At 64.4% G+C, this 23574-nt stretch carries 27 protein-coding genes and 4 pseudogenes; 23 read left to right on the top strand and 8 right to left on the bottom strand.

Going from position 1 to position 23574, the window contains the following annotated elements; genetic code table 11:
- Nucleotides 1–175 precede the first annotated feature (175 nt).
- Nucleotides 176–607, top strand: a complete 432-nt coding sequence (locus L630_RS0110025) for a cytochrome c (RefSeq protein ID WP_024848123.1) — start codon at nucleotides 176–178, stop codon at nucleotides 605–607.
- Nucleotides 608–618: 11 nt separating this feature from the next.
- Nucleotides 619–1542 (top strand): cytochrome c, encoded by a 924-nt coding sequence (locus L630_RS0110020; RefSeq protein ID WP_024848122.1) that lies wholly within the window; start codon nucleotides 619–621, stop codon nucleotides 1540–1542.
- A 45-nt stretch (nucleotides 1543–1587) separates the two neighbouring features.
- Here L630_RS0110020 and L630_RS0110015 read toward each other — a convergent pair whose 3' ends face one another.
- Nucleotides 1588–3696, bottom strand: a complete 2109-nt coding sequence (locus L630_RS0110015) for a S9 family peptidase (RefSeq protein WP_024848121.1) — start codon at nucleotides 3694–3696, stop codon at nucleotides 1588–1590.
- A gap of 348 nt (nucleotides 3697–4044) precedes the next feature.
- On the opposite strand from L630_RS0110015, the gene L630_RS0110010 reads away from it, so the two are divergent.
- A complete protein-coding gene (locus L630_RS0110010; RefSeq protein WP_024848120.1) occupies nucleotides 4045–4464 on the top strand; it encodes a MucR family transcriptional regulator in 420 nt (139 codons plus the stop codon).
- A gap of 3 nt (nucleotides 4465–4467) precedes the next feature.
- Here L630_RS0110010 and L630_RS23395 read toward each other — a convergent pair whose 3' ends face one another.
- Entirely contained in the window at nucleotides 4468–4806 is a 339-nt protein-coding gene (locus L630_RS23395) for a cytoplasmic protein (protein ID WP_245263704.1), read from the bottom strand.
- Nucleotides 4807–5188: 382 nt separating this feature from the next.
- On the opposite strand from L630_RS23395, the gene L630_RS0110000 reads away from it, so the two are divergent.
- Nucleotides 5189–5515 (top strand): helix-turn-helix domain-containing protein, encoded by a 327-nt coding sequence (locus tag L630_RS0110000; protein WP_024848118.1) that lies wholly within the window; start codon nucleotides 5189–5191, stop codon nucleotides 5513–5515.
- The gene (locus L630_RS0109995; protein ID WP_024848117.1) at nucleotides 5515–6318 is read left to right on the top strand and encodes a DUF6456 domain-containing protein; all 804 of its coding nucleotides are present in this window, start codon (nucleotides 5515–5517) and stop codon (nucleotides 6316–6318) included. The genes L630_RS0110000 and L630_RS0109995 overlap by 1 nt, the downstream gene beginning before the upstream one ends.
- 2 nt (nucleotides 6319–6320) lie before the next feature.
- Here the strand turns inward: L630_RS0109995 and L630_RS0109990 are convergent, their stop codons facing one another.
- Nucleotides 6321–6752, bottom strand: a complete 432-nt coding sequence (locus L630_RS0109990) for a SufE family protein (RefSeq protein ID WP_024848116.1) — start codon at nucleotides 6750–6752, stop codon at nucleotides 6321–6323.
- Nucleotides 6753–6809: 57 nt separating this feature from the next.
- A complete protein-coding gene (locus tag L630_RS0109985) occupies nucleotides 6810–7151 on the bottom strand; it encodes a DUF5330 domain-containing protein (RefSeq protein WP_024848115.1) in 342 nt (113 codons plus the stop codon).
- A gap of 432 nt (nucleotides 7152–7583) precedes the next feature.
- Between L630_RS0109985 and L630_RS0109980 the strand changes: the two genes are divergently transcribed.
- The 3 genes from L630_RS0109980 to L630_RS0109970 are packed head-to-tail and all read left to right on the top strand — an operon-like array spanning nucleotide 7584 to nucleotide 10518.
- Entirely contained in the window at nucleotides 7584–9326 is a 1743-nt protein-coding gene (locus tag L630_RS0109980; protein ID WP_051473184.1) for a HAMP domain-containing sensor histidine kinase, read from the top strand.
- The gene (locus L630_RS0109975) at nucleotides 9298–10158 is read left to right on the top strand and encodes a peptidoglycan-binding protein (protein ID WP_024848113.1); all 861 of its coding nucleotides are present in this window, start codon (nucleotides 9298–9300) and stop codon (nucleotides 10156–10158) included. Before L630_RS0109980 ends, L630_RS0109975 begins: the two co-directional genes overlap by 29 nt.
- A 12-nt stretch (nucleotides 10159–10170) precedes the next feature.
- The gene (locus tag L630_RS0109970; protein ID WP_024848112.1) at nucleotides 10171–10518 is read left to right on the top strand and encodes a DUF1491 family protein; all 348 of its coding nucleotides are present in this window, start codon (nucleotides 10171–10173) and stop codon (nucleotides 10516–10518) included.
- Here L630_RS0109970 and L630_RS21290 read toward each other — a convergent pair.
- A complete protein-coding gene (locus L630_RS21290; RefSeq protein WP_024848111.1) occupies nucleotides 10505–11386 on the bottom strand; it encodes a DUF2336 domain-containing protein in 882 nt (293 codons plus the stop codon). The two genes, L630_RS0109970 and L630_RS21290, sit on opposite strands and share 14 nt — an antisense overlap.
- 169 nt (nucleotides 11387–11555) lie before the next feature.
- On the opposite strand from L630_RS21290, the gene L630_RS22835 reads away from it, so the two are divergent.
- Nucleotides 11556–11738: a hypothetical protein gene (locus L630_RS22835; RefSeq protein ID WP_144702542.1), complete on the top strand. Its 183-nt coding sequence runs from the start codon at nucleotides 11556–11558 to the stop codon at nucleotides 11736–11738.
- Between the two features lie 11 nt (nucleotides 11739–11749).
- Here the strand turns inward: L630_RS22835 and L630_RS0109960 are convergent, their stop codons facing one another.
- The 3 genes from L630_RS0109960 to L630_RS0109950 all read right to left on the bottom strand — a co-directional run bounded on the left by L630_RS0109960 (nucleotide 11750) and on the right by L630_RS0109950 (nucleotide 15112).
- Nucleotides 11750–12289: a hypothetical protein gene (locus L630_RS0109960; protein ID WP_024848110.1), complete on the bottom strand. Its 540-nt coding sequence runs from the start codon at nucleotides 12287–12289 to the stop codon at nucleotides 11750–11752.
- Nucleotides 12282–12863: a DUF1214 domain-containing protein gene (locus tag L630_RS0109955; RefSeq protein WP_024848109.1), complete on the bottom strand. Its 582-nt coding sequence runs from the start codon at nucleotides 12861–12863 to the stop codon at nucleotides 12282–12284. Before L630_RS0109955 ends, L630_RS0109960 begins: the two co-directional genes overlap by 8 nt.
- 107 nt (nucleotides 12864–12970) lie before the next feature.
- Nucleotides 12971–15112 carry a PBP1A family penicillin-binding protein gene (locus L630_RS0109950; RefSeq protein ID WP_024848108.1) on the bottom strand — a complete coding sequence of 714 codons (2142 nt, stop codon included), beginning with the start codon at nucleotides 15110–15112 and terminating at the stop codon, nucleotides 12971–12973.
- Nucleotides 15113–15385: 273 nt separating this feature from the next.
- Between L630_RS0109950 and L630_RS22830 the strand changes: the two genes are divergently transcribed.
- From L630_RS22830 to L630_RS21275, 14 genes and pseudogenes are all read left to right on the top strand, one after another.
- Nucleotides 15386–15871 (top strand): hypothetical protein, encoded by a 486-nt coding sequence (locus L630_RS22830; RefSeq protein ID WP_144702530.1) that lies wholly within the window; start codon nucleotides 15386–15388, stop codon nucleotides 15869–15871.
- Nucleotides 15813–17092: pseudogene (locus tag L630_RS21285) on the top strand (terminase family protein). The gene L630_RS22830 and the pseudogene L630_RS21285 overlap by 59 nt, the downstream one beginning before the upstream one ends.
- 72 nt (nucleotides 17093–17164) lie before the next feature.
- A pseudogene (locus L630_RS0109935) lies at nucleotides 17165–18259 on the top strand (phage portal protein); the annotation flags it as partial.
- A gap of 10 nt (nucleotides 18260–18269) precedes the next feature.
- Nucleotides 18270–18593, top strand: a complete 324-nt coding sequence (locus L630_RS0109930; protein WP_245263702.1) for a DUF6107 family protein — start codon at nucleotides 18270–18272, stop codon at nucleotides 18591–18593.
- On the top strand, nucleotides 18586–19281 hold the full coding sequence (locus tag L630_RS0109925) for an HK97 family phage prohead protease (protein ID WP_024848104.1): 696 nt from the start codon (nucleotides 18586–18588) through the stop codon (nucleotides 19279–19281). The genes L630_RS0109930 and L630_RS0109925 overlap by 8 nt, the downstream gene beginning before the upstream one ends.
- Nucleotides 19268–20530 (top strand): annotated as a pseudogene (locus L630_RS21280) (phage major capsid protein). The gene L630_RS0109925 and the pseudogene L630_RS21280 overlap by 14 nt, the downstream one beginning before the upstream one ends.
- Before the next feature lie 93 nt (nucleotides 20531–20623).
- Entirely contained in the window at nucleotides 20624–21193 is a 570-nt protein-coding gene (locus L630_RS0109915) for a head-tail connector protein (protein ID WP_024848103.1), read from the top strand.
- Nucleotide 21194: 1 nt separating this feature from the next.
- Complete coding sequence (locus L630_RS0109910) at nucleotides 21195–21530, top strand: phage head closure protein (RefSeq protein ID WP_024848102.1); 336 nt, start codon at nucleotides 21195–21197, stop codon at nucleotides 21528–21530.
- Nucleotides 21527–21682, top strand: coding sequence for a hypothetical protein (locus L630_RS22825; protein ID WP_156941756.1), 156 nt, complete (start codon nucleotides 21527–21529; stop codon nucleotides 21680–21682). The genes L630_RS0109910 and L630_RS22825 overlap by 4 nt, the downstream gene beginning before the upstream one ends.
- Nucleotides 21679–22089: a DUF3168 domain-containing protein gene (locus tag L630_RS0109900; RefSeq protein ID WP_024848101.1), complete on the top strand. Its 411-nt coding sequence runs from the start codon at nucleotides 21679–21681 to the stop codon at nucleotides 22087–22089. The genes L630_RS22825 and L630_RS0109900 overlap by 4 nt, the downstream gene beginning before the upstream one ends.
- Before the next feature lie 47 nt (nucleotides 22090–22136).
- Nucleotides 22137–22547 carry a phage major tail protein, TP901-1 family gene (locus L630_RS0109895; protein ID WP_024848100.1) on the top strand — a complete coding sequence of 137 codons (411 nt, stop codon included), beginning with the start codon at nucleotides 22137–22139 and terminating at the stop codon, nucleotides 22545–22547.
- Complete coding sequence (locus tag L630_RS0109890; protein ID WP_024848099.1) at nucleotides 22544–22882, top strand: gene transfer agent family protein; 339 nt, start codon at nucleotides 22544–22546, stop codon at nucleotides 22880–22882. The genes L630_RS0109895 and L630_RS0109890 overlap by 4 nt, the downstream gene beginning before the upstream one ends.
- Nucleotides 22879–23139 (top strand): rcc01693 family protein, encoded by a 261-nt coding sequence (locus L630_RS22450; RefSeq protein ID WP_084465886.1) that lies wholly within the window; start codon nucleotides 22879–22881, stop codon nucleotides 23137–23139. Before L630_RS0109890 ends, L630_RS22450 begins: the two co-directional genes overlap by 4 nt.
- Nucleotides 23099–23571, top strand: a pseudogene (locus L630_RS21275) (phage tail tape measure protein). Before L630_RS22450 ends, L630_RS21275 begins: the two are co-directional and overlap by 41 nt.
- Nucleotides 23572–23574 lie beyond the last annotated feature (3 nt).

The following is a 23574-nucleotide window of genomic DNA, read 5'->3' as shown; positions in this document are numbered from 1 at the left end:
TTCTCGCAGCCGCGAGACATGGAAGCCCCGGCACGCCGGGGCTTTCTTTTGCCGGAACCATCACAGAAGCGTGAGTCCTCGGCGGGCGGATGTGACTTTTCCGCAGATGCGAAATCGCCATTATCGCGACGATGGATCCGCAATGGGCCATAGCGAATTTTACCGGAGTTATTTCATGAAACTGTTCATCTACGCTGCCGCCGCTCTTTCCGTCATGACGATGGGGGCGACCGCGAACCCGATTGAACAGCGCCAGGCCAACATGAAGGAGCGCGGACAGATCCTGCGCGTGCTGGCCCCGATCGCACAGGGCCGCGCGGATTTTGACGCGGCGACCGTGCTGGATGCGCTGGAGAAGCTGAATGCGAATGCGCAGGCAGCGGCGGACGTCGATGCGTTTTATCCGGCCGGCACCGAGACCGGCGACACCAAGGTGAAGGAGAGCATCTGGTCGGACCGCGAGGGCTTCAAGAAGGCCAACGAGGACTACCTCTCCAAGGTTGCGGCTGCCGCCGAGGCAAAGCCGCAGGACGTTGACGCGTTCAAGGCCGTGTTCGGACCGATCGGCGCGAGCTGCGGCGGCTGCCACGAGACCTACCGCAACTAACGGCGGCTTGCATGTCCTCACTTGCCAAAATTTCCGCCGGCTTGCTGGTAGCCGCAGCTGTCGCCGGCGGTGCGGCGTGGTTCCTTGCGACGCCTTCGCGGCTGAACGCCGCGGCGCTGGCGTCGTTCGGGGAAGGGGATGCGAGCCGGGGCGAACAGGTGTTCTGGGCGGCCGGCTGCGCCTCGTGCCACGCGGCGCCGGGTGCTGAAGGCGATGCGGTGCTGCAGCTTGGCGGCGGTGAGCGCTTCAAGACCGAGTTCGGCGTCTTCGTTGCGCCAAACATCTCGCAGCATCCGACAGATGGCATCGGCAGCTGGAGCGTCGAGGACCTCGCCAACGCGATGATGCGCGGCGTCTCGCCGGACGGCCGGCATTATTATCCCGCCTTTCCCTATACGTCCTACGCCCGGATGAAGCCGGCGGATATTGCCGACCTCTACGCGTTCCTGAAGACGCTGCCGGAGGTGGAAGGCAAGGCGCCCGAGCATGAGCTGAGCTTCCCGTTCAACCAGCGCTGGGCGCTCGGTTACTGGAAGCTGCTCTACCTCAGCGACAAGCCGAGGGTGCAGATGGCCAATGCCAGCGAGGAAGTGCTGCGCGGGCAGTATCTGGTCGAGGGGCCGGGGCACTGCGGCGAATGCCATACGCCGCGCGGGATACTCGGCGGGCTGGACGCGAGCCGCTGGCTTGCGGGTGCCAAGGCCGCCGAAGGCGAGGGCAGCGTGCCCAACATCACCACGGGCGAAGGCGGGATTGGTGACTGGTCGAAGACGGAGATCATCGACCTGCTCGAAACTGGCTTCACCCCGGAGTTCGATTCGGTCGGCGGCTCGATGGCACCGGTTGTCCGCAACATGGCGAAGCTGTCGGCGGAGGATCGCGAAGCGATCGCGGCATACCTGATGGCCATTCCCGGCCATCCGAGCGCCGACTGAGGGACACATCATGAAGAAGGCCCGGAACCAGGTTCCGAGCCTTCTTCATTTTGAGGCCTCGCCAACGACCTTGAGGGCGAAGGCGTAGACGTAGGCGATTTCCTCGAGACGGGAGAAACGGCCGGACGCGCCTGCGTGACCCGCGTCCATATTGATCTTGAACAGGACGGGGTTGTCGTCGTTCTTCAGCTCGCGCAGGCGCGCAACCCACTTGGCTGGCTCCCAGTAGGTGACGCGCGGGTCGGTGAGGCCGGCAACAGCCAGGATCGGCGGGTAAGCCTGCGCCTTGACGTTGTCGTAGGGCGAGTAGGCCGCGATCGTCTTGTAGTCGTCGAGCGACTCGATCGGGTTGCCCCATTCGGGCCATTCCGGCGGGGTGAGCGGCAGGGTCGCGTCAAGCATGGTCGTCAGCACGTCGACGAACGGCACCTCGGCGATGATGCCGGCAAACGCCTCCGGTGCCATGTTGGCAACGGCACCCATCAGCATGCCGCCGGCGGAGCCGCCCTGTGCGACGATGCGGTCATACGAGGTAAAGCCTTCGGATACAAGGTAGCGCGCGGCCGAGATGAAGTCGTGGAAGGTGTTCTCCTTCTTCTCGCGCTTGCCCTCGTCGTACCAGGCGTAGCCCTTGTCCTTGCCGCCGCGGATGTGGGCGATCGCGTAGACGAAGCCACGGTCGACCAGCGACAGGCAGTTGGTGTTGAATGAGGCCGGGATGGTGACGCCGTAGGAGCCGTAGCCATAAAGCAGGCAGGGCGCAGAACCGTCGAGCGGCGTGTCCTTGCGGTAGAGCAGCGAGACCGGCACGGTTTCGCCGTCATGCGCAGGAGCCATGATGCGGCGGGTGACATAGTCAGCCGGGTTGTGGCCGGACGGCACTTCCTGCGTCTTCAGCAGCACGCGCTCCCGGGTGCGCATGTCGTAATCGAACACCTGCGCGGGCGTCGTCATAGACGAATAGGAGAAGCGAATCACGTCGGTGTCGTACTCGTACGAGCCCGACAGGCCCAGCGAGTAGGCTTCCTCGTCGAAGGCGACGATGTGCTCGTTGCCCGAGGCGCGCTCGCGCACGACGATGCGCGGCAGGCCGTCTTTGCGCTCAAGGCGGACGAGCCAGTCGCGGAAGCCGATGATCGAGAGGATCAGGCGGCCGGCTTCGTGCGGGACGAGTTCAGTCCAGTTTTCCTCGCGCGGATCGCTGACCGGCGCCGTCATGATGCGGAAATCCTTCGCGCCGCCCGAGTTGGTGAGAATGAAGAAGACGTCGCCGCCTTCCTCAAGGTCGTACTGAACGCCGGTCTCGCGCTCCTTGACCGTGATCGGCGCAGCGAAAGGATCGTTCGCCGGCAGCAGGCGGTACTCGGACGTCTCATGATCGCCAATCGAGATCATGATCCAGTCGCGAAGGCGCGTGCCGCCGACATCCATGAAAAAGCCGGGATCCTTTTCCTCGTAGATCAGCCGGTCGCTGGCGACGTCGTCGCCGAGGCGGTGGTAGAAGATCTGCGAGGGGCGGTGGTTCTCGTCGAGGCGCGTATAGAAGAACCCGCCGTTCGACGCATCCCATTCACCCGAGCCGCCGGTGTTGCTGATCGCGTCCGGCAGGTCGGTGCCACTGTCGAGGTCACGGACCTTTAGCGTGTAGAACTCAGAGCCCTTGTCGTCATAGCCCCACAGCAGGCGCTTGTGGTCGCCGGAGTGGTCGACGCCGCCGATGCGGAAATAGGCGAGGTCCTTTGCCTCGGCATCACCATCGAGCAGGATCTGCTGGTCGCCGCCGTCGCGCGGAATGCGGAAGTACCTCGGATGTTCGCCACCGGTGACGAAGGACGTACCATAGGCGTAGGGACCATCCCTCATTGGTACGCTTGAATCATCTTCCTTGATGCGGCCCCTCATCTCCTGGAAGAGGGTCTTACGCAGTTCAGCTGTGTCGGCCATCAACAATTGCTGGTAGGCGTTCTCAGCATCAAGATGAGCGCGGATCTCGGGATCCAGCTTATCGGGCGCAAGAAACACTTCCTGCCAATTGTCCGCACGAAGCCACGCGTAGTCGTCCTGCCGCGAAATTCCGTGTGCGGTGTGGACGAACTTCTTACGGTGCGGCAAAGGTGCATCTTTTCGGAGAAAGATGGATGATCTAATGGACATAGCGGCTTCCTAGAATTGTCAGGTTAGCGAATATCCTCTGATCCAATCGCTGCACAAGGACGAAAAATCGTCAATTGCAGCATTTGCGGGCAAATGTCAGAGTTATCGGCCGGTGGTCTAAATCGCCCGTCGACCAAATGCCGCAACTAGTGGCCCGTCCCAATACTGGTTTTCCACTTGGTTCACGGAAAAAATCGTAAGTTTTGAATTGACTTACTCTTCGTAGAGTACCATTTATGCCGTGACGATGCGAATCGGAAGGTGTGGCTAACGCACCCGCTGCAGCGTCTTCCGCTGGGCACGCAGATCGCCCGCGGAAATGACTAACATTCCAATATTGGGGCCAAAATGGATACGAACGAGACTGTCGCCAGAAACGGCGAAATGCTCATTGAGCTCACCGCGGATGTTGTTTCCGCTTACGTCAGCAACAATCCGGTTCCGGTCGGTGAGCTGCCAAACCTCATCGCAGACGTGTACGCTGCACTTGGCCGGGTAGAAGGCGCCGTTGAACAGGCTCCTACCGACAAGCAGAAGCCTGCGGTCAACCCGAAGAAGTCGATCCACGACGACTACCTGATCTGTCTCGAGGACGGCAAGAAGTTCAAGTCGCTGAAGCGTCATCTGATGACTCACTACGGCATGACGCCCGACCAGTACCGCGAGAAGTGGGGCCTCGACCCCAACTACCCGATGGTCGCGCCGAACTACGCGCGTGCGCGTTCGGACCTGGCGAAGAAGATGGGTCTCGGCCGCAAGGCAAAGTAAGAATTATCCAGTCACGCTGGAGCCCAAAGGGCAGCGGTCGAAAGATCGCTGCCCTTTTTGCTTTATGCCTGCCCGTGCGCGGAACAGGTCGAGCGCCTGCTTGAGCGAGATGTGGCGGTTGAGGTCGTAGCTCCAGTGCCGGCGCATGCCGCGCAATCGCTCGCGCTCAAGCAGACGCTGGAGACGGAGGATGATCCGCTCCTGCTCCGCGCCATCCGCTTCCAGAGCTTTTTCCATGTCCATGCCAGCGCAGAGCTGCAGCGCCATCAACTGCCGGGCGTGGTCGTGTTCGCCTGACCTGCGCAGTCGGAAAGCGCGTATCTCGTCCTGCAAAGTGTTCATCAGAATGCCTCGTCGGTTGTCTGATGGGGACTCTGGGGGGGCCTGGAAGCGAGTGGATAAGTTCCGGCAGTGTGGCGAGGGTTCGGAGGAAAAAGCGAAATGAATTCAAGCAAGAGTTCGTTTCACTAAGCTATTTGTTCTCGATTTGTTCACACTCTTCCGTTGATCGAATATAAGAAAGCATTCCTATTTCAACGGGGTGCTCAACGTGCGATTGACGACCGCGAAGCAGGCGAGACAGTCAGAGAGGGAATACTGCGAAAGCTGCCAGCAGCCGGTGGTGTTGGGTGGCCACCCGGAAGCCGCAGAGGGCCGAAGCCGCAGAAGCCCCGTTCGAGATGCCAGGACAACGGGGCTCGCCAAGCTGCCGCGGTCAGAGCGCGTGATTTCTATCTGCGATGCGGTGATCGACATCACATCGGCGCTGTTCAGCGTCAGCAGCAAGGATCTGCGCAATCCGCGGCGGTCGACCGCCGACATCGCTCGCGTCAGGCAGATCGCGATGTACGTGGCGCATGTGACGCTGGCGCTCAGCATGCGCGACGTCGGCCACGGCTTTGGGCGCGACCGGACGACGGTTCTGTATGCCTGCCACCAGATCGAGGACATGCGCGACGACCTTGAGTTCGACCGCATCGTCTCCATCACCGAACGCGTGATCGCGGCCGCCTTTGGCCTCACGGAAGGACGCGGCAACGAGGTTATCTGATGATCGATGAAAAGCGGCAGAGGAGGCTCTTGGCCTTCCTCGCAAAGGGAAGCGCGCGCCTGCAAACAGCGGCAACGAAGGGCAGGGTGCTGCTCGACGGTGGCGACAGGGGCGTCATCGGCGAGGAGGCGGACGTGCTCGCGAGCCTTGCCCGCGCGGAACTTCTTACCATGACCGGCGATGCCGTCGCGCTGACGGAAGTGGGCAGGAAGGCGGCGAAGCGCGCCGATGCGCCGGCGGATTCACACGCCACCCAGCATCAGGAGCGCGAGGTCGCGACCGTGGTCACGGCGGCCGGTGCCGAGCGGGTGATCGTCAACCAGAACGAAAGTCCACTCGACCTGCTCTGGCGCAGGCGCGACCGCAACGGCAGGCGGTTTCTCGACGAGCGCGAGTATCGGGCGGGAGAACGGCTGCGGAAAGATTATACCTACGGGCGGATCATGCCACGACTCGGCATCAACTGGGGCTCGCTGGGAGGTGCCTCCGGAGCTTCAGGCCAGTGGCAGAACGGAGGCGAGGATCTGTCGATGAGTGCGCTAGCCGCGCGGCAGCGTGTCGAAAAAGCGATCGAAGCAGTAGGACCGGAACTCGCCGGCGTCCTGATTGACGTCTGCTGTTTTCTCAAAGGTCTGGAAACCGTTGAGGCCGAACGCGGCTGGCCGGTGCGTTCGGCGAAGGTCGTGCTGAAGTCGGCGCTTTCAGCGCTGGCACGGCACTACGAGCCGGAAACGCGGGCAAGCCGTGAGGTAAGGCCGATCCTGCATTGGGGAGCAGCGGACTACCGCCCGGCGATCAGATGAGATCAGGCGGCGGAAGCGGCGAGGGCCTTTTCCGCCTCGGCGCGGATACGGCGGATCATCGAGCGCAGGCCGTTGGCGCGCTGCGGCGTCAGATGCTCGTCGAGGCCGAGCGCACGCAGCGTCTCTTCGACGTCGATCTCGAGAATCCTGGAGGCTTTCTGGCCGGAGTAGAGGGCAAGGACGATTGCCACGAGGCCGCGAACGATGTGGGCGTCTGAATCGCCACGGAAGGTGAGCTCCGGATCGGCTCCTGTTCCGCGCGTGGTGTAAAGCCACACCTGGCTGACACAGCCCGGAACCTTGTGGGCGTCGTCGCGTGCCTCTTCCGGGTAGGGCTCAAGATCTCCACCCAGCTCGATCACGTAACGGTAACGTTCCTCCCAGTCGTCGAGGAAGGAAAAGTCTTCGCGGATGGAGTCAATAGTCGTGGTCATGACCGCGATATAGTGCGTGGATGCGCGGCCGTCACCCGAAAAGCGCGGATCTGCAGATTACTCGGCCGCCTCGGCTTCTTCCGGCTGCGGCTGTGCCGGCACGGAACCGGTGACGATCTCGACCTCCTGAGCGTCCTTGCCGAAGTGCTCGTCGAGCGTCGTGTAGGCGATGCGGGCGGTTTCGCGGGCGCGGATGCCGATCGTCTGCATGGCAGCGCGGCCAACCTCGCAGACATCCGGGCGGCGTTCGCACAGACCCGACATGTCATCCACCAGCGCGCGGGCGGCCAGGAAGGCCTCGACCGCACCGATCGTCGGCTCGTCGTCGGAATTCGTGCCGAACGGGATGAGCAGCAGGACGATGGAAAGCCAGAAAGCGGACTTGATCAGGAAACCCATGTTGCACCCTCGACTGTCTGGCGGACGCGGTGTTCCGCCTGTCATGGGCTCATAATGCAGGGCAACCTGAAATGCCCGCTTGAGATGACGAGTGACATTTGCGGCAAAGTTGATTCAAATTTTATGTATCGGGCCCGAAGGCGCGTTTCCAGGCGTTTCGAGCCTCGCTTCCGGCTCCCCGCGACCTGTCCCAACAAATTGAGATAACTTGTAATTTTCGTCCGAAAAGGCGCAGAAGCGCCATGACTACCGGCTGCGGACCAGCAACTTACCCTCTGTTTACCATGCGGCAAATTCCTCGGCGCTAATGGCTTCCCGAGGGCATTTCGGGCCCCGGTTCGGCCTCGCGTTTATTCATTCCTTAAACCGCAGATGCGAGGTTCCGGACAAAGAGTTCGATCCGCAAAGCGGACGTTGTACGGGTGCGTTGAGTTGAGTTCAGAAGCAACCAGATCAGGCCGCTGGTTCGAGGGGCTGCAGGCAGGCTGCGAACGCCTGCTTCATCCCTCGGCGACTGACGAGAAGAAGGCAGAACACTGCCGTCTTCTCGCTGTTCTGCTGGCTGGACCCTTCGTTGCTGCTCCGCTGATCGCGCAGGCAGCCGCATCTGCTTTCGGGCTTCTCACTGCTGTTTCCGCACTTTGTGTTGCCGTGGGCCTCACCTGGCTTTGCGCGCTGCTTCTTTCGACGCGTGGTCGCGCGCGGGAGGCAGGCGTCGCGGCGCTGGTTCTCGCAACGGTCGCGCTTTCGCTCGCAGTCGGTTTCGCCGGCGGTCTCGGTACCCCGGCCGCGATGCTACTGGCTGCACTTCCGATCGAGACGTATTGGATTACCCGCTCGCGTAAGGCAGGGTATTTCGGCCTGGCCGCCGCGGCCGTCGCAGCCTGCGGTGCGGCGATCGTGGCGCCTGAGGCGGCCTGGACCGCAGGGCAGGGGTGGCTGTGGCTGTCGCCGGTGCTTTATGCGGCAACGCTTGCGCTGCGTGCGCTGAATGGTGCTGATGCCGGCAACGTCGTCAGGGTCGCACCGGACCTGCTGCCGGAAGAATGCTTCAATGCGGCGATCATCCGTGTTGGCCGCAATGGCGAGGCGGTGAACGCGTCCGCGCAGGCGGCCGAGCTGCTTGGGCTCGATCCGTCGCTGCTGCTCGGCACTGGCCTGTTCGACCGCATCCATGTCGCCGACCGGGTCGCCTTCATGTGCGCGCTGGCTTCCACACGCGACACGGGCAAGGCAAGCCATTGCACCGCGCGCATCCGCATGCCGTCTGCCGGCGGCGGTGCATACTACCGCCCGTTCGAGATTGAGATCGTGCGGACGCATGAAGACGCTGAAACGGTGAGCGTGCTGATTCGCGATGGCGGTGAGTATGCCGCGCTGCGCGAAGAACTGACCGAGGCTCGCGAGAAGGCGGGCCAGATCGAAGTTGCCAAGAGCCGGTTCCTGGCTGCCGTCAGCCACGAGCTGCGCACGCCGCTCAACGCCATCATCGGCTTCTCCGACATGCTGCTGCACCCGGCGATCTCGGGCCCGCTGTCCGACAAGCAGTCGGAGCAGGTGTCGCTGATCCGAGAGGCAGGCAATCATCTGCTTTCCGTGGTCAATGCGATCCTCGACGTGTCGAAGATCGAGTCGGGCTCCTACGAGATCGTCGTTGAACCGTTCGAACTGCGTCCGACCGCGGAGCTGTGCTGCGCCATGCTGAACCCGCAGGCGCAGGACAAGGGCGTCAACCTGTCGGCGAAGATCCCGGACGGCCTGAGCGCGGTGCTCGGCGATCAACGCGCCGTCCAGCAGATACTGATCAACCTCGTCTCGAACGCGATCAAGTTCACGCCGGAAGGCGGCAGTGTCAGCGTCTCAGCGGTCTCGGCTGACGACACGGTTCGCATCTTCGTCAACGATACCGGTATCGGCATTGCCGCGGAGGACCTGGCGCATCTCGGCCAGCCGTTCCGGCAGGTCCAGAACGACTACACACGGCAGTACCAGGGTACGGGTCTTGGCCTGTCCCTCGTGAAGGGCCTGGTGAAGCTGCATGGCGGCACGATGAGCATCGAAAGCGCCCCGGGACTGGGCACGACGGTGATGGTTGGGCTTCCTGCTGCAACCCGGCAGAGCCTGAAAGGCAACAATGGGGAATGTGATGGCATCGCGCTCCGCAAGACCGCGTAGCGGCCGGCGACCGGCGGATATTTACGAGGAGGAGGACGAGGCAGGCGGCCTCGGCGCCTTCCTCATGCGCCATCGCTTTGCGGTGGGCGGGCTGACCGCCTTTGCCGTCGCCTTCTCCTATGTCACGGCCAATGCGATCTGGTACCAGCCGCATGCGCACGACGGTGCGTTCTTCGCGACGCGTCCGTTGCCGTCGGGCGCCCAGCCGGCACGTCCGGAGACAATCATCCGCCTCGACCGCAGCGCGGCGCAGGAGCCGGTGCAGAACCAGGTTGCTGCCGTGAAGCAGTCGGGCGCGACCCCCTCGGCGGCCCCGCAGCTGCCGGACCTGGCACCTGCCCCGGCACCGCAGCAGGCGGTTGTGCGCACGGGTGATCCGGTTGTCGAGGAAGTGCAGCGCATTCTCTCCGGTCTCAACCTCTATTCCGGCACGGTCGACGGACTGAACGGGCCGCAGACGCGCGCGGCCATCGAGAATTACCGTCGGATCGTCGGCCTCGGCGGTGGTGCCGAGATCGACGACGCGCTGCTGTCGCAGCTGGGTGCTGCGCCGCGCTCGATGACCTCGGCGCCGCAACTGCCGGCAGGCTCGCCGGGTACCGATCTCATCGAAACGTCGTCGGCGAAGCCGAGCGGAGGCGACCAGATGATCCGCCGCATCCAGGCAGGCCTGAAGGCGTTCGGCAATGACGGCATCGAGGAAGATGGCGTCGTGGGGCCGCGGACGCGCAAGGCGATCATCGAGTTCCAGTCGCTGTTCGGCCTGCCGCAGACGGGCGAGCCTGATGAAGCGCTCTACGCCAAGATGCGCGACATCGGCCTGACGGACTGATACGACTTCCCGGTGAGAGTCACTTCCGATCTATGGGTTTCAGCGCTGACCCGTCGCGCCTTCGCGAGCGGCGGGTACGCGGCAGTCGTGCGCCGCGGCGCTACCGAGGCCGGGGCGATCATGATTCTCGTGCGCGACCGGATGGGGGAGACGACCCTCTACGGCCCAGCACCGCAAACAAGCTATGACGAGGGGCGGCCGGAGGAACGACTGTTTACCGAGGTCGCGCGGACATTTGATCCGGACGAGATCGACAAGCGGCTGGAACGGGAAATGCGGTTCGACCCGGATATTTGGGTGATCGAGCTTGAGGTCGACGACACGACCTTCAAGGAACTGGTGAGCGTCAGGACGCTCTGAGCGCCGCCTTGCGGCCGGGGCTGTTGGCGGCGCGATCGAGCGTGCGCCATTCCCCGACGATCCGCTCGGCCTTGTGGCCGTCCATCTGCTCGTAGGCGTGCAGGAAGTCGGCGATGGCGCTTGCCGTGTAGATGCCGTGCGGGCGCACGCACTTCCAAATCAGGAACGCCTGCTCTTCGGAGAGCTCCAGAACGCGCAGGCACGCCAGCAAATAGGCGCGCTCGTTCGCTTCGACGATCTGGCGGGCGCCGTGGACGCTGATGCCGATGGCAACTGACAGAGCGCGGTGAAACTCGTGGGCACGGCCGGTAAGGGCAGCGGCCTTCAGGCTCTCGTAGCCCGGTTCCTGATGAACCTCGGCGTCCTGCTCGTCCTCTTCAAGGGTATCGACAGGGCGCATCATGGCGCGCAGCTGATCGCGCGTCTGCTCGGCCTTGTCGGGTGCGCTGCGCTCGAGCCTTGTGATCGAGGCAATCAGCTGGGCGATGCGCTCATCGAGGTTGGGGCGTGCCGCGATGGCACGGGCATGCGAGACGCCGTGGCGGCCGATAAGCGCCACGAGGTCGATGTCGGTCAGCACAGGCGAGCGCATCAGGATCGGTGCCGAGATCTCGGCGGGAAGTGCCGCGAGGCGGCGGACGAGACGCGGCGGCGCGTACGGAAGGTCGGATAGGGCTGCCGAGACATAGCGCAGCGTTTCGTCGGAGGCGAAGTCGAGCAGCGGTACGGCAAGGTCGTCGAGTTGGATGATCTCGCGGCGGGTCGGCCTCGGGATTGAGCAGAAGGCGCTGATAGCGGACCTGAGAAGACGTTCGGGTCGTCCGGCTGCGCGGTATGAACTGGGCAGGGAGGAACGCGAAGGGTTCACGAATACACGCCGATACGCAAGACTACTGACACAACCCGAGTGGCCATACGGCCAGATCGGATGAGTCAAATTACGCCATATTTGTTAGCGGTGCGTTAACTGTCTTCTGCGCGATAATCTGCACCGGAGGCGTAGCGTTTGCTCCGGTGAACCGTAAGAGGCGCAGGTCATGGCTACAATTCTGCAGTTCGAGTGTCGCCCCGGCACTCGCCAGAAGGCGAGGCGGCCAGGAAAGGGCGCCGAGATCGTGATCTTCCCCGGCGTGCGTTACGAACGGTGGTCGGATGAAGTCGACCTCAAGCCGGGAAAGCGAAGATCATCCGCGCGGCGGAAGAAGGCCGGCACGAACTAGCACCTCGCGCGTCAGTGCGACGTGCAGCTGAAGCTCTGGAGGAAGTTGGACACGGTCGGGTGCCAGCTTGCGTCCGGCGCAAAGGCACGCGCGACGACGATCCCCTCATCAATGTCTGCCTCGATGAACACCGAGCGGCTGAACTCGGGGGGCAGCGCATTGCGCATTTCCACCATCTGCGACGTGGTCGCGATGACGAAGTCCGGCTGGCCTGCCGAGGACGAGCGGTCGTTGAGGCTGAAGACGTTCTGGCCGGCGCGGTCGTAGACCGAGATCGACCAGTTGGGGACCTTACCTTCGCCTGTGAGGTGAACGACGCCTTCCGAGAGATCGAAGCGGCAGGCGCTCGCGAGGAAGAGCGGGTCGATGGAGTCGATCAGCTGCTGGCCGGCGAGCTTATCGAGCCGCGTCATGGTGTAATAATTGCTGCGCTGGGAAAGGCTCGACCAGGCGTCGCGGACGGAAAACTCAGGCACCATCAGGAGGATCGCGATGTGGACGATCGCCGCGCCGATGACGCCGAGAACGAGGGCGTGAAGCAGCCTACCCATCGCAGCCCTCGCGGATGATGCGCGGCAGTTCGACCTCGCCGATGCGCGAGCTGGACGAGATGGCGGTGTCGTAAAGCGAGAGGACGAGGCTGAACTCGCCCGGACGTACGGCAAGCCAGTTGCCTGGCTGCGGGTGACGCGAGACGAGGGTGACGACGGTGTTGTCCTGCTGGCGCAGCACGGCATAGGAGTGAAGCGCCGAAGCACGATTGGAGGCAGGCTCTATCAACCGATCCTCGACATCGCGCGCGTGGAGCGTCCAGAAGCGCGCGGAGGGCGTCGGGCCTTCAAGCCGGTAGGTGCAGCTGCCGCGAAGCGGCTCGCCGTCTGCATCGTGACGGGCGGTGAAGGTGAGGCCTTCGCCGCGACCGAGCGCAAGGTCGGCCGTGCGGGAGAAGCGGGCCTTGGCATAAGGATCCGCGTCAGGTGTGCCGCGCGAGGGAAACGCCGACCAGTCGCCGACCGTGACGGTGTCGAACTCGAAATCCGAATCCAGAGCCAGCCAGACGCTGCCGGCACCGCCCCCGAGGGCGATCGCAACTGCCAGAGCTGTCAGGAAAATCGACTTCAGCATTCAGGGATGGACCGTAACGCTTTCAGGCAGGTTCGGACGACGAAGTACCAAGCGGTCGCCAGACAGGCTCCGATTGTCAAGGCGTTTCGGTCACGCGCATGAACTGCTCACAGGGCAGAAAGGGTTTCTGGCGTCTCGGGAACCGAGATTGGCGGGGCGTTACGGAAGGTTTCGGACAGGTCGAGCAGAAATTTCGTCGTGCGGGCTGACAGGACAGCGGGGCGCTCGATCTCCGTCTCTCCCTCGCCATTGACTGATGCCACTGCCTGATCGGGCTTCTGCTCGAGGAATGGCTTTTCGATGCCGGGGATGGGCTTAAGTTCGATGCCCTGATGGGCATAGGCCATCAGGCGCTGCCAGACCATGGCCGGCACCGAGCCGCCGGTCATATTGAGGGTGGGCGAATAGTCGTCGTTTCCGAGCCAGACGGCGGCGGTGTAGTTGCCGGTGTAGCCGATGTACCAGGCGTCACGATACGCCTGCGCCGTCCCCGTCTTGCCGGCGGAGCGGATGCCGGGCAGCGCGGCGCGGCGGGCCGTGCCGGTCTCCGGGATCTGCACCATGATCTGGTTCATCGCCGCTGCGGCTTCCTCGGTGACGGTGCGGCGCGGCTGCGGCGCATCGCGCGCATGGTCGTAGACCACTTCCCCGGCGTGGGTGAGCAGCTGGGTGATGGCGTGGCGGCTGCCGGTGTAGCCGCCGGTGGCGAGGGTGAGGTAACCGGTCGCCTGGTCCATCACCGTCATGCCGGACGTGCCGAGCACCATGGTGCGGTGGCCATTGAGCTCGCTCTCGACGCCCATGTCCTTCGCCTTCTGGGTAATGACGGGGATCGTCAGATGCTCCTTGGCGAGACGCACCGGAACAGTGTTGAGCGAGCGAATGAGCGCGTCGGCGAGCGTGACGCGGCCGGCAAAGCCGCGGCTGTAGTTGCGCGGCGACCAGCCCGCCCAGCTGATCGGCGCGTCGGAGACGATCGACTGCGGGGTGAAGCCGGCTTCGATCGCCGCCGTATAGACATAGGGCTTGAAGGACGAACCGGTCTGGCGCAGCGCCTTGGTGGCGCGGTTGAACTGGCTGCGCGCATAGTCGCTGCCGCCGACGACCGCGCGCACCGCGCCGTTGTTCTCGATGACGACGACGGCGCCTTCGGCGAAGCGGTAGGACTTGCCGTACTGGCGCAGGTGGAATTCGAGCGATTCCTCCGCCGCCTTCTGGATGTTCATGTCGATGGTGGTGCGCGCGACGAGCGAGCGCGGGCTGTTCTTCGGCGCGACCCGTTTCACCTCCTCGAAGGCCCAGTCGAGGAAATAATCCGGGCTGTCGCGGTCGCCGCGGTCGACGGCGGTGGCTGGATGCAGCCGTGCGTGCAGCACCTGGCCCTCGGTCATGAAGCCGGAATCGACCATGTTCGACAGCACGACATTGGCGCGGCCGCGTGCGGCCGGCAGGTTGATGTGCGGGGCGTAGTTGCCCGGCGCCTTGAACAGGCCGGCGATCATCGCTGCCTCGGCGAGAGTCAGTTCCTTGACGCTCTTGTCGAAGTAGAAATCGGCCGCAGCCGCGATGCCGAAGGTGCCGCCGCCGAGATAGGCGCGATCGAGATAGAGCTGCAGAATTTCCTTCTTGGTCAGGTTCCACTCAAGCCAGAGCGCAAGGAAGGCTTCCTTGATCTTGCGCTCCATCGAACGCTCGTTGGTCAGGAAGAGGTTTTTTGCCAGCTGCTGCGTCAGCGTGGAACCTCCCTGGACGACGGAGTTCGCGCGCACGTTCTCGGACAGGGCGCGGAAGAGGCCGATGAAATCTATGCCGAAATGGTCGAAGAAGCGGCGGTCCTCGGTGGCGAGCACCGCCTTGATGAGATGGTCGGGCAGCTCGTCGACCGGGACGGAATCACGCTGGATGATGCCGCGCTGGCCGATCTCGTTGCCGTGGCGGTCGAGGAAGGTGACGGCGAAGTCGCCCTGGCTGCGCCAGTCCTTCGCGGTCTCCTCGAAGGCAGGCAGCGCAAGCGCCAGCATGACGATGCAGCCGAGCGTGCCAAGCGTAAAGCCTTCGCTGCCGAGTTCGAAGAAGGCGCGCTTCCAGCCCGAGACGCGGAAGCGGCGGAAGAAGATCGTGATGTTTTCCCAGGCTTCGCCAGCCTTAAAGCCGGCTTCGTAGAGGGACGAGTCGAGCCACGCGTCGAACGCGAGCAGTTTCGTTGCCAATCGCGAGGCCGGCTTCTTTTCCTTCTGAGGATTATTCATCCAGATCGCGCCCACGCAACGAAACCTTCGAAGGCCGCGCCCTACGCGCCCGTTGAAGGATCAACCATCGATTGTTGTTGCCGATTTCCCGGCAGGCGGCAAGCGGCGCGAAGAGCGTGTCAGAAAATGTGAAAAGATATAGGAATATATTCTTGACACCGTGACGGTGCTTTGGTAGCGTTTGGCTATGGTCGGAAACGTGTGCCGGTGAGGCACCTTCCAGCGGGTCGCTGGTTTCTTTCGCGACGGATTTTCCAGATTTCGGGAACAGGAATGAGCCATGGGGCAAATGCCGCGTGGGCGGCCCGGCGTGCCTTGATGGAAGGCGCGCCGCTGACGTTCGAGCGCATGGCGCAGGCCTGCGGCGTCAGCACGGCGACGCTCGAGCGTACCGCGCGACGGGAGCGCTGGCGGGTTTCGGGCGTGGCGCAGGGGCTGAGCCGCAGCGAGCGGATCGCCAGGCTGCGCGACCGGTTGCTGGAGAAGGCCGAGCGCATCGAGCTCAATCCCGCCGAAGATGAGCCGGGCGCGGACAAGGCGGTCTCGGACCTCTCAACCAGCGTGAAGACGCTCCTCAGGATTTTCGAGACGACGCGCGATGACGACGAGGCGCGCGAAAGGCAGATAACGAGCGATGCCAACGTCGCAGACCTTCTCGACCGGCTCGACCGGAAGATCGTGGAGCTGGCCCGATATCTCGCTGAGAGAATGGTTGGAGAAGGAGTACAGCCCGCAGCAGATCGTGACGCTGGCCCATGAGTGGGCAGGCAGCGCGCGCGGGGCACAGTACCGGCCGGGGGCAGAAAAGCCGAACTGGCTGGTGATGGGCGGACGCGGGTCGGGCAAGACCCGGCTGGGGGCGGAATGGGTGAGCGCGTTGGTGCGCGGGCTGCCGCCTTTCACACCAAGGGATGTCAGGTATGGCCGGATCGCGCTGGTAGCCGAGACGCTGGGAGACGTGCGCGAGGTGATGATCGAGGGGCCGTCCGGGATCGCGACGATCTCGCGCCGCGACCGGCCACGCTACGAGCCGACGCGGCGCAGGCTGCTGTGGGACAGCGGGGCGGTGGCGCAGGCGTTCTCTTCGGAAGATCCGGAGAGCCTGCGCGGGCCGCAGTTCGAAGCGGCATGGTGCGATGAGGTCGCCAAGTGGAAGAACGCGGTCGAATGCTTCGACATGCTGCAGTTCGGCCTGCGGCTCGGGCCGATGCCGCGGCAGATCGTGACGACGACGCCGAAGCCGGTGCCGCTGGTGAAGCGGCTGCTGAGCGATCCGAAATTCTATCTGACCCAGATGCGAACGCGGGAGAACGAGGAGAACCTGGCGTCAGGGTTCATCGAGGCGATCGAGGCGCAATATGCCGGCTCGCGACTCGGGCGGCAGGAGCTCGACGGCGAACTGATCGATGACCGGCAGGACGCGCTGTGGACGCGGGACTTGCTGGAACAGACGCATGGGCAGCATGGCGAGTTGCGGCGCATCGTGGTTGCCGTCGACCCGCCGGCGTCTTCGCGGAAGAGCTCCGACGCCTGCGGGATCATCGTCGCTGGCGTGGATGACGAGGGAATCGCGGTGGTGCAGCAGGACGCAACGCTGAACGCGGCCCGGCCGCAGGACTGGGCAGGCAGAGTAGTGGCGCTGTTTCACCAGTACGAAGCCGATGCGATCGTCGCCGAAGTGAACCAAGGGGGGACATGGTGACGGCGGTGCTGCGGACGGTGGACGCCACGGTGCCGGTCAGGGAAGTGCGGGCAAGCCGCGGCAAGTGGCTGCGCGCAGAGCCGGTCGCGGCGCTGTATGCGCAGGGCCGCGTGGTGCATGCGCGGCGCTTTCCCGAACTCGAGGACGAGATGTGGGATTTCGGGCCCGACGGGCTTTCTGGCGGCCGGTCGCCCGACCGGGTGGACGCGCTCGTCTGGGCGCTGAGCGAATTGCTGCTGGGCGGTTCCGGCCGGCCGCGTGTCAGAAACTTCAGCTAACGGATCTCGACAATGGGTTGGAACTGGCCATGGGCTCGGCCGAAGGTCGAGCGCAAGGGCGACGGCGTCTATGGCTTCGTCGCGCTGCATGCGCAGGGAGATGCCGCCTGGACCCGGCGCGATTATGCGACGCTGGCGCGCGAAGGGTTCATGCGCAACCCGACGGTGCACCGCTGCGTGCGGCTGATTGCCGAGGCGGCAGCATCGGTGCCGTGGCTGCTCTATGAACAGCAAAGCGAGGTGAGCGAGCATCCGCTGCTGGAACTTCTGGCGCGGCCGAACCCGCGCTGCTCGGGAGCGAGCTTCATGGAGGTGCTGTACGGGCACCTGCTGATGTCCGGCAACGCCTATGTCGAGCTGGTCGAAGCTGGCGAGACGCGCGAACTGCATCTCTTGCGGCCCGACCATGTGTCGGTCGTCACCGATGCGAGCGGCTGGCCCGTGGCGCTCGAACAGCGGCAGGGAGAGAAGAAGCGCCGGATTCTGCTCGGCAGCGAGCGCGAGGGGTCCGCGCTGCACCTGCGGCTCTTCCACCCGCTCGACGACCTCTACGGTTTCCCGCCGCTGCAGGCGGCGCTGATGGCGCTCGACATCCAGAATGCGGCGGGGCGCTGGAACAAGGCATTGCTGGACAACTCGGCAAGGCCGTCCGGCGCACTGGTTTATGCGCCGAAGGACGGGGGCAACCTCACCGAGGAACAATATGAGCGGCTGAAGAGCGAGCTTGAGGAAGGCTACACGGGTGCCGCGCGCGCCGGACGTCCGATGCTGCTCGAGGGCGGGCTCGACTGGAAGGCGATGGGCCTGACGCCGAAGGACATGGACTTCGGCGAGGCCAAGAACGGCGCGAGCCGCGAGATCGCGCTCGCCTTCGGCGTGCCACCGATGATCCTCGGCATTCCGGGAGACAACACCTACGCTAACTATCAGGAAGCGAACCGTGCCTTCTACCGCATGACCGTGCTGCCGCTCGTGGCGCGGACGGCGGCGGAACTGTCGGCCTTCCTTGTGCCGCGCTTCGGCAGCAGCCTGCGGCTTTCCTTCGACGCTGACCAGATCGACGGCCTTGCGCTGGAGCGCGAGGCGCTGTGGTCGCGGATCGGCGCGGCAGATTTCCTGACGGACGACGAAAAGCGGGAGGCGGTGGGCTATGGCCCGCGCAGCTGAGGATATCATCATGAACGATACGGTCTTGCTATGGACGGCCAGAGCCGGCGGAGCGGCCGCGGGGTCTGCGATCTCGCTGGCGTATCTCTTGCCGGTCACCCGCCGCGAAGCAGCAATCCGGCTCGGCATCGGCGTCGCCAGCGGCCTCGTCTTTGGCGGAACGGTGGGGCTGAAGATCGCGACCGAACTCGGCATCGACGACAAGCTGGGCCCTTACGAGCTGGTGCTGATGGGCTCGGCCGCGGCGAGCCTGTGCGCCTGGTGGTCACTTGGGCTGCTCGTCCGCTTCTTCCGTGCCAAGCGCGCTGTTCGCAAGGAGCAGGGCGATGAATGAGCATCCTGCACTTCGCTACGAACGCAAGGTCGCCGATACCACCTTCGGCGTCGACGTCGACGGGACCTTTACCGGCTATGCGAGCCTGTTCGGCAAGGCCGACCTCGCCCGCGACGTGGTCGAGCGGGGCGCGTTTGCGCGCTCGCTCGCCAGGCGCGGCGCTGGCGGGATACGGATGCTCTACCAGCACGATCCCAACGAGCCGATCGGCACGTGGATCGAAGTTCGCGAGGACGAGCGCGGACTGTTCGTGCGCGGCCGGCTGACGAACGGCGTCGGCCGGGCGCGCGAAGTGCGCGAGCTGATGCGCAGCGGAGCGCTCGACGGGCTGTCGATCGGTTTCCGCACGGTGCGCTCGCGCAAGGATGCGAGCTCCGGCGTGCGCCGAATCCTGGAGGCGGACCTCTGGGAAATCTCGATCGTGACTTTTCCCATGCTGCCCGAGGCCCGCGTTGAAAGCGTCAAGCGCGCCATGGGGCGGCTACCTTCCATTCGCGAGTTCGAGCGTTGGCTGACGCGGGACGTGAAGCTGACGCGCGCAGAAGCCCGTGCGGTCATCACGCGCGGCTTTTCTGCACTGGTGCGTGAGCGGGATGCCACGCGCTTCACCGAAGCCCGCCTTGCGGAGCGCATCCGCCGGGCAACACGCATCATCTCAAACAAGGAAAGCGGACATGACGAATCCTGACCAGGTTGCGCCGGAGACGAAGTCCGGCTCGGCCGACCTTGCCGCGCTCGCCGACGGCTTTGACGAGTTCATGGCGACCTTCGCGGCATTTCGCGAGGAAAACGACAAGCGGCTGCGGGAGGTCGAACAGCGCAAGAGCGCCGACGTGCTGACCGTCGAAAAGGTGGATCGTATCTCCGAGGCACTCGACCGGCAGAAGCGCGCGCTCGACGAAATCGCGCTGAAGCGGGCCCGTCCGGCGCTCGGCCGCGATGGAGACAGCATCGTCGACCTCGAGCACAAGGAGGCGTTCGAGCGCTACGTGCGCTCGGGCGAGGAGCAGAAGCTGCGGGCGATCGAGACCAAGGACATGTCCTATGGCTCCAACGCCGATGGCGGCTATCTGGTGCCGCAGAATGTGGAGGCAGAGATCGGTCGCAGGCTGGCCGAGATCTCGCCGATCCGATCCATTGCCTCGGTACAGCAGGTGTCGGGGCCGGTGCTGCGCAAGCCGTTCACAGTGACGGGACCGGTGGCGAACTGGGCGGCGGAGACTGCCTCGCGAACGAAGACGGACTCGCCGGTGCTCGACCAGCTGCAGTTCCCGACGGCGGAGCTCTATGCGATGCCGGCCGCGACGCCGTCGCTGCTCGAGGATGCCGTGGTCGATCTCGACCAGTGGATCGTCAGCGAAGTGGAGACCGCATTCGCCGAGAAGGAAGGTGCCGCCTTCATCAACGGCACAGGTTCCAACCAGCCGAAGGGTTTTCTGGCTTATGACCAGGAGGCGGACGCGTCGCGCAGCTGGGGTGAGATCGGCTATGTCGACACCGGTGTCGACATAGCGTTCCCGACTACCAGTCCGTCCGACAAGCTGCTCGACCTGATCTATTCGCTGAAGGCGGGCTACCGGCAGAACGCGCACTGGGTGATGAACCGCAAGACCTAGGCGCTGATCCGCAAGATGAAGGACTCGGACGGCAACTATCTCTGGCAGCCGCCGGCAACGGCCGGCGGGCGGGCCATGCTGATGGGCTTCCCGCTGGTCGAAGCCGAGGACATGCCCGATGTCGCGGCGGGCTCGACCCCGATTGCTTTCGGCGACTTCAAGCGCGGTTACCTGATCGTCGACCGCACCGGCGTGCGCGTGCTGCGCGACCCGTACTCCGCCAAGCCGTACGTGCTGTTCTACACGACCAAGCGCGTCGGCGGCGGCGTGCAGGACGTTGACGCGATCAAGCTGCTGAAGTTCGGCGACGCGGACGAATAAGGCGAAGCGTGGCTGGCACGAGCCGGCCCTTCGCCGACGGCCCCGGTTGCCCCTTGCCGGGGCCGTTTTCATTCCATCAGTTTCGAGGTGCCGATGACCCTCTATCGAACGGTTGCGCCCGAGGCCGAGCCGGTGACGCTCGCCGAGGCGAAGCAGATGCTGCGCATCAGCCACGACAGCGAGGACGAACTGATTTCCGGACTGATCCGGGCAGCGCGCGAGGAGGTGGAGGCGTCATGCGGCTTGGCGCTGATCGACCAGCAATGGCGTCTGGCGCTCGATGTGCTTCCGCCGCTCGCACGCGTGCTGCTGCGCCGTCATCCGGTGCGCGAGATCGTATCCATCACGATGTTCGGCGAGGATGGCGAGGGCGAGACGGTCAGTCCGGCCAGCTACCGGCTCGACGCCCATGCGCGCCCGGCGCGGCTGCATTTCAGGACACTGCCGGACCCGAGGAGAGCGGCGAACGGCTACGAGATCGACTTCAAGGCAGGTTTCGGTGAGGCGGGAACGGACGTGCCTGACCTCATCAAGCGTGCGATCCTGCTGCTCGTTGCGCACTGGTACGAGTTCCGCGCGCATCTTTCGCCGAAGGACCAGCCGGTCTCGTATCCGGCAGGATATGAGCGGCTGATCGCACCGTGGCGCTCCCGGAGGCTGTAGTATGCGGACGGAGTTCGTCGATCCCGGTGCGTTCCGCCATCAAGTCATCCTCGAGGCGGTAAACCTCACACCGGATGGCGCCGGCGGGCATCATGCAAGCTGGACGGAAGTCGCCACCTTCTTCGCGCGGATCGAGCCGGTTGCGGCGACGAGCAGGTTCGGCGGCGATCAGACGCTGGAGACAGTGACGCATCGCGTGACGATCCGCTTCCGGGCGGACATCGCGAGCAGTATGCGGCTGAAGCACGGCAGCCGGATCCTGGAGATCCTGACCGTACATGATCCCGACGAAACGGGCCGCTACCTCATCTGCCGGACGAGGGAGATCGGACGATGAAGCTGTCTATCCGGATGACGGTGGACGACCTCATTCGCGCGCTGCGGTCCCACATGCACCTGATGGCGGACGAGATCGAGACGGGATACGCTGAGGGACGCGCGCAGGAGAATCGCGAGGAGCGCACGAGGGTGGGAAAGACTGAAACATGACGGCAGCGGCAATCGAGTTGCAGAAGGCGATCTTTGCCAGGCTCACCTCCGACTTGGCACTCACAGCGCTGCTGGGCGAGGTGCGGGTCTATGACCACGCACCGGCCAATGTCACGTTTCCCTACTTTACCTTCGGCCGCACGACCGGTTTCGACTGGAGCACCAGCACGGAGGACGGGTCGGAGCACCTGTTCACTGTGCATGCCTGGTCGAAGGAGATGGGCAAGAGCGAGACGCTGTCGATGCTGGATGGCGTCAAGGCAGCGCTGCATGACGCCGACCTCGAACTCGAAGGCCATAAGCTGGTGAATCTCAGGCGCGAGTTCGAGGAAGTTCGTTACGACGAAGACCTCGCCATCTATCACGGCATCCTGCGGTTCAGGGCGGTGACCGAACCGATCGGCTAACCTTTCAGGTCACTCCATCACATCATCAGAGGGTAAGGAGGCTCGCTGTGGCAGCACAGAAGGGCAAGGATCTTCTATTGAAGCTCGCCAATGGCGAGAGCTACGTGACGGTGGCCGGCCTGCGCAGCAAGCGGCTGGCGTTCAACAGCGAGACGGTGGACATCACGGACGCGGACTCGACCGGGCGCTGGCGCGAGCTGCTGGGCGGCGCGGGCGTGCAGCGGGCATCGCTAAGCGCGTCCGGCATCTTCAAGGACGCAACGTCTGACGGGCTTATTCGTAGCCGGTTCTTCGGCGGCACGATCTCGACCTGGCAACTGGTGATCCCGGACTTCGGCACGGTGTCCGGTCCGTTCCAGATCACGGCGCTGGAATATACCGGCAACCACGATGGCGAGGTGGCCTTCGAGATCGCGCTGGAGTCGGCAGGCGTCATTTCCTTCGAGGCTCAGACATGAGTGCGAACCGGCGGCGCGGGGAAATTTCCGCAGTCATCGACGGGCGCGAATGCACGCTGTGCCTGACGCTGGGCTCGCTGGCGGAACTGAAGAACGCCTTTGCGGCGAGCGATCTGACGGCGCTGGCCGAAAGGTTTTCGAGCGGGAAACTCTCGGCGCGAGACCTGATGGAGGTGATCGCTGCCGGGCTGCGCGGTGCGGGCTTACCTGTGCAGGCGAGCGACGTGGCGGCGATGAAGATCGAGGGCGGCGCGACGGGAGCGGCGGCGATTGTCGCCGAATTGCTGCAGGTCACGTTCGGCGCGGCTGAGGCTGCGGCGTCGCCGGGCCCCTGAACGCCGCAACAGGCAGTGCGCGCCGGTTTCCCTGGGACGATGTCATCGCGTTGGGGCTGGGCCTGTTGCGGCTGCCGCCGCGCGACTTCTGGACAATGACGCCGAGGGAACTTGCGCACGCCCTGCGCTTCCTGCGCGGCGACCAGACGCCGCCGACGCGGGCCGCGCTGGCTGAACTGATGCGGATGTTCCCGGACCAACCACGAGGCGACAGACATGGCAGAGCGGGAAAGGCTGGAGATCAGCATCGAGGCTGACACGCAGCCGTTCGCGGATGCAATCGGCAATCTCGAAAAGCTCTCACAGAGCTTTGGCCGGCAGCTGACCGGCGCGCTGAAGGACGCGGTGGTGAGCGGCAAGTCGCTCGACGACATGCTGCGCAAGATCGGCATGAACCTCGCGGGCATGGCGCTGAGCCAGGGGCTGCAGCCGCTGTCGAACCTCGCCTCCGGCCTGTTTTCGACCATGTTCGGCGGGATCGGCAAGGCGCTTCCCTTCGCGAAGGGCGGCGTTGTGCCGTTTGCAAGTGGCGGGGTCGTCTCGGCGTCGCGAATTCGGGTGGCGGCGGCGGGACGGTGAACGTCGTCTTCAACGTTTCGACCCCGGATGCGGCCTCGTTTCGCAAGTCGGAGGCGCAGGTGACAGGCATGCTGGCGCGGGCGGTGACACGCGGGACGCGCACCCTCTGAAAT

The sequence above is a fragment of the Aminobacter sp. J41 genome, assembly GCF_000526635.1.
In the GTDB taxonomy this organism is placed as follows: domain Bacteria; phylum Pseudomonadota; class Alphaproteobacteria; order Rhizobiales; family Rhizobiaceae; genus Aerobium.
The sequence above is the reverse complement of the archived record's forward strand: the minus strand, read 5'-3'. Positions and strand labels throughout refer to the sequence as shown.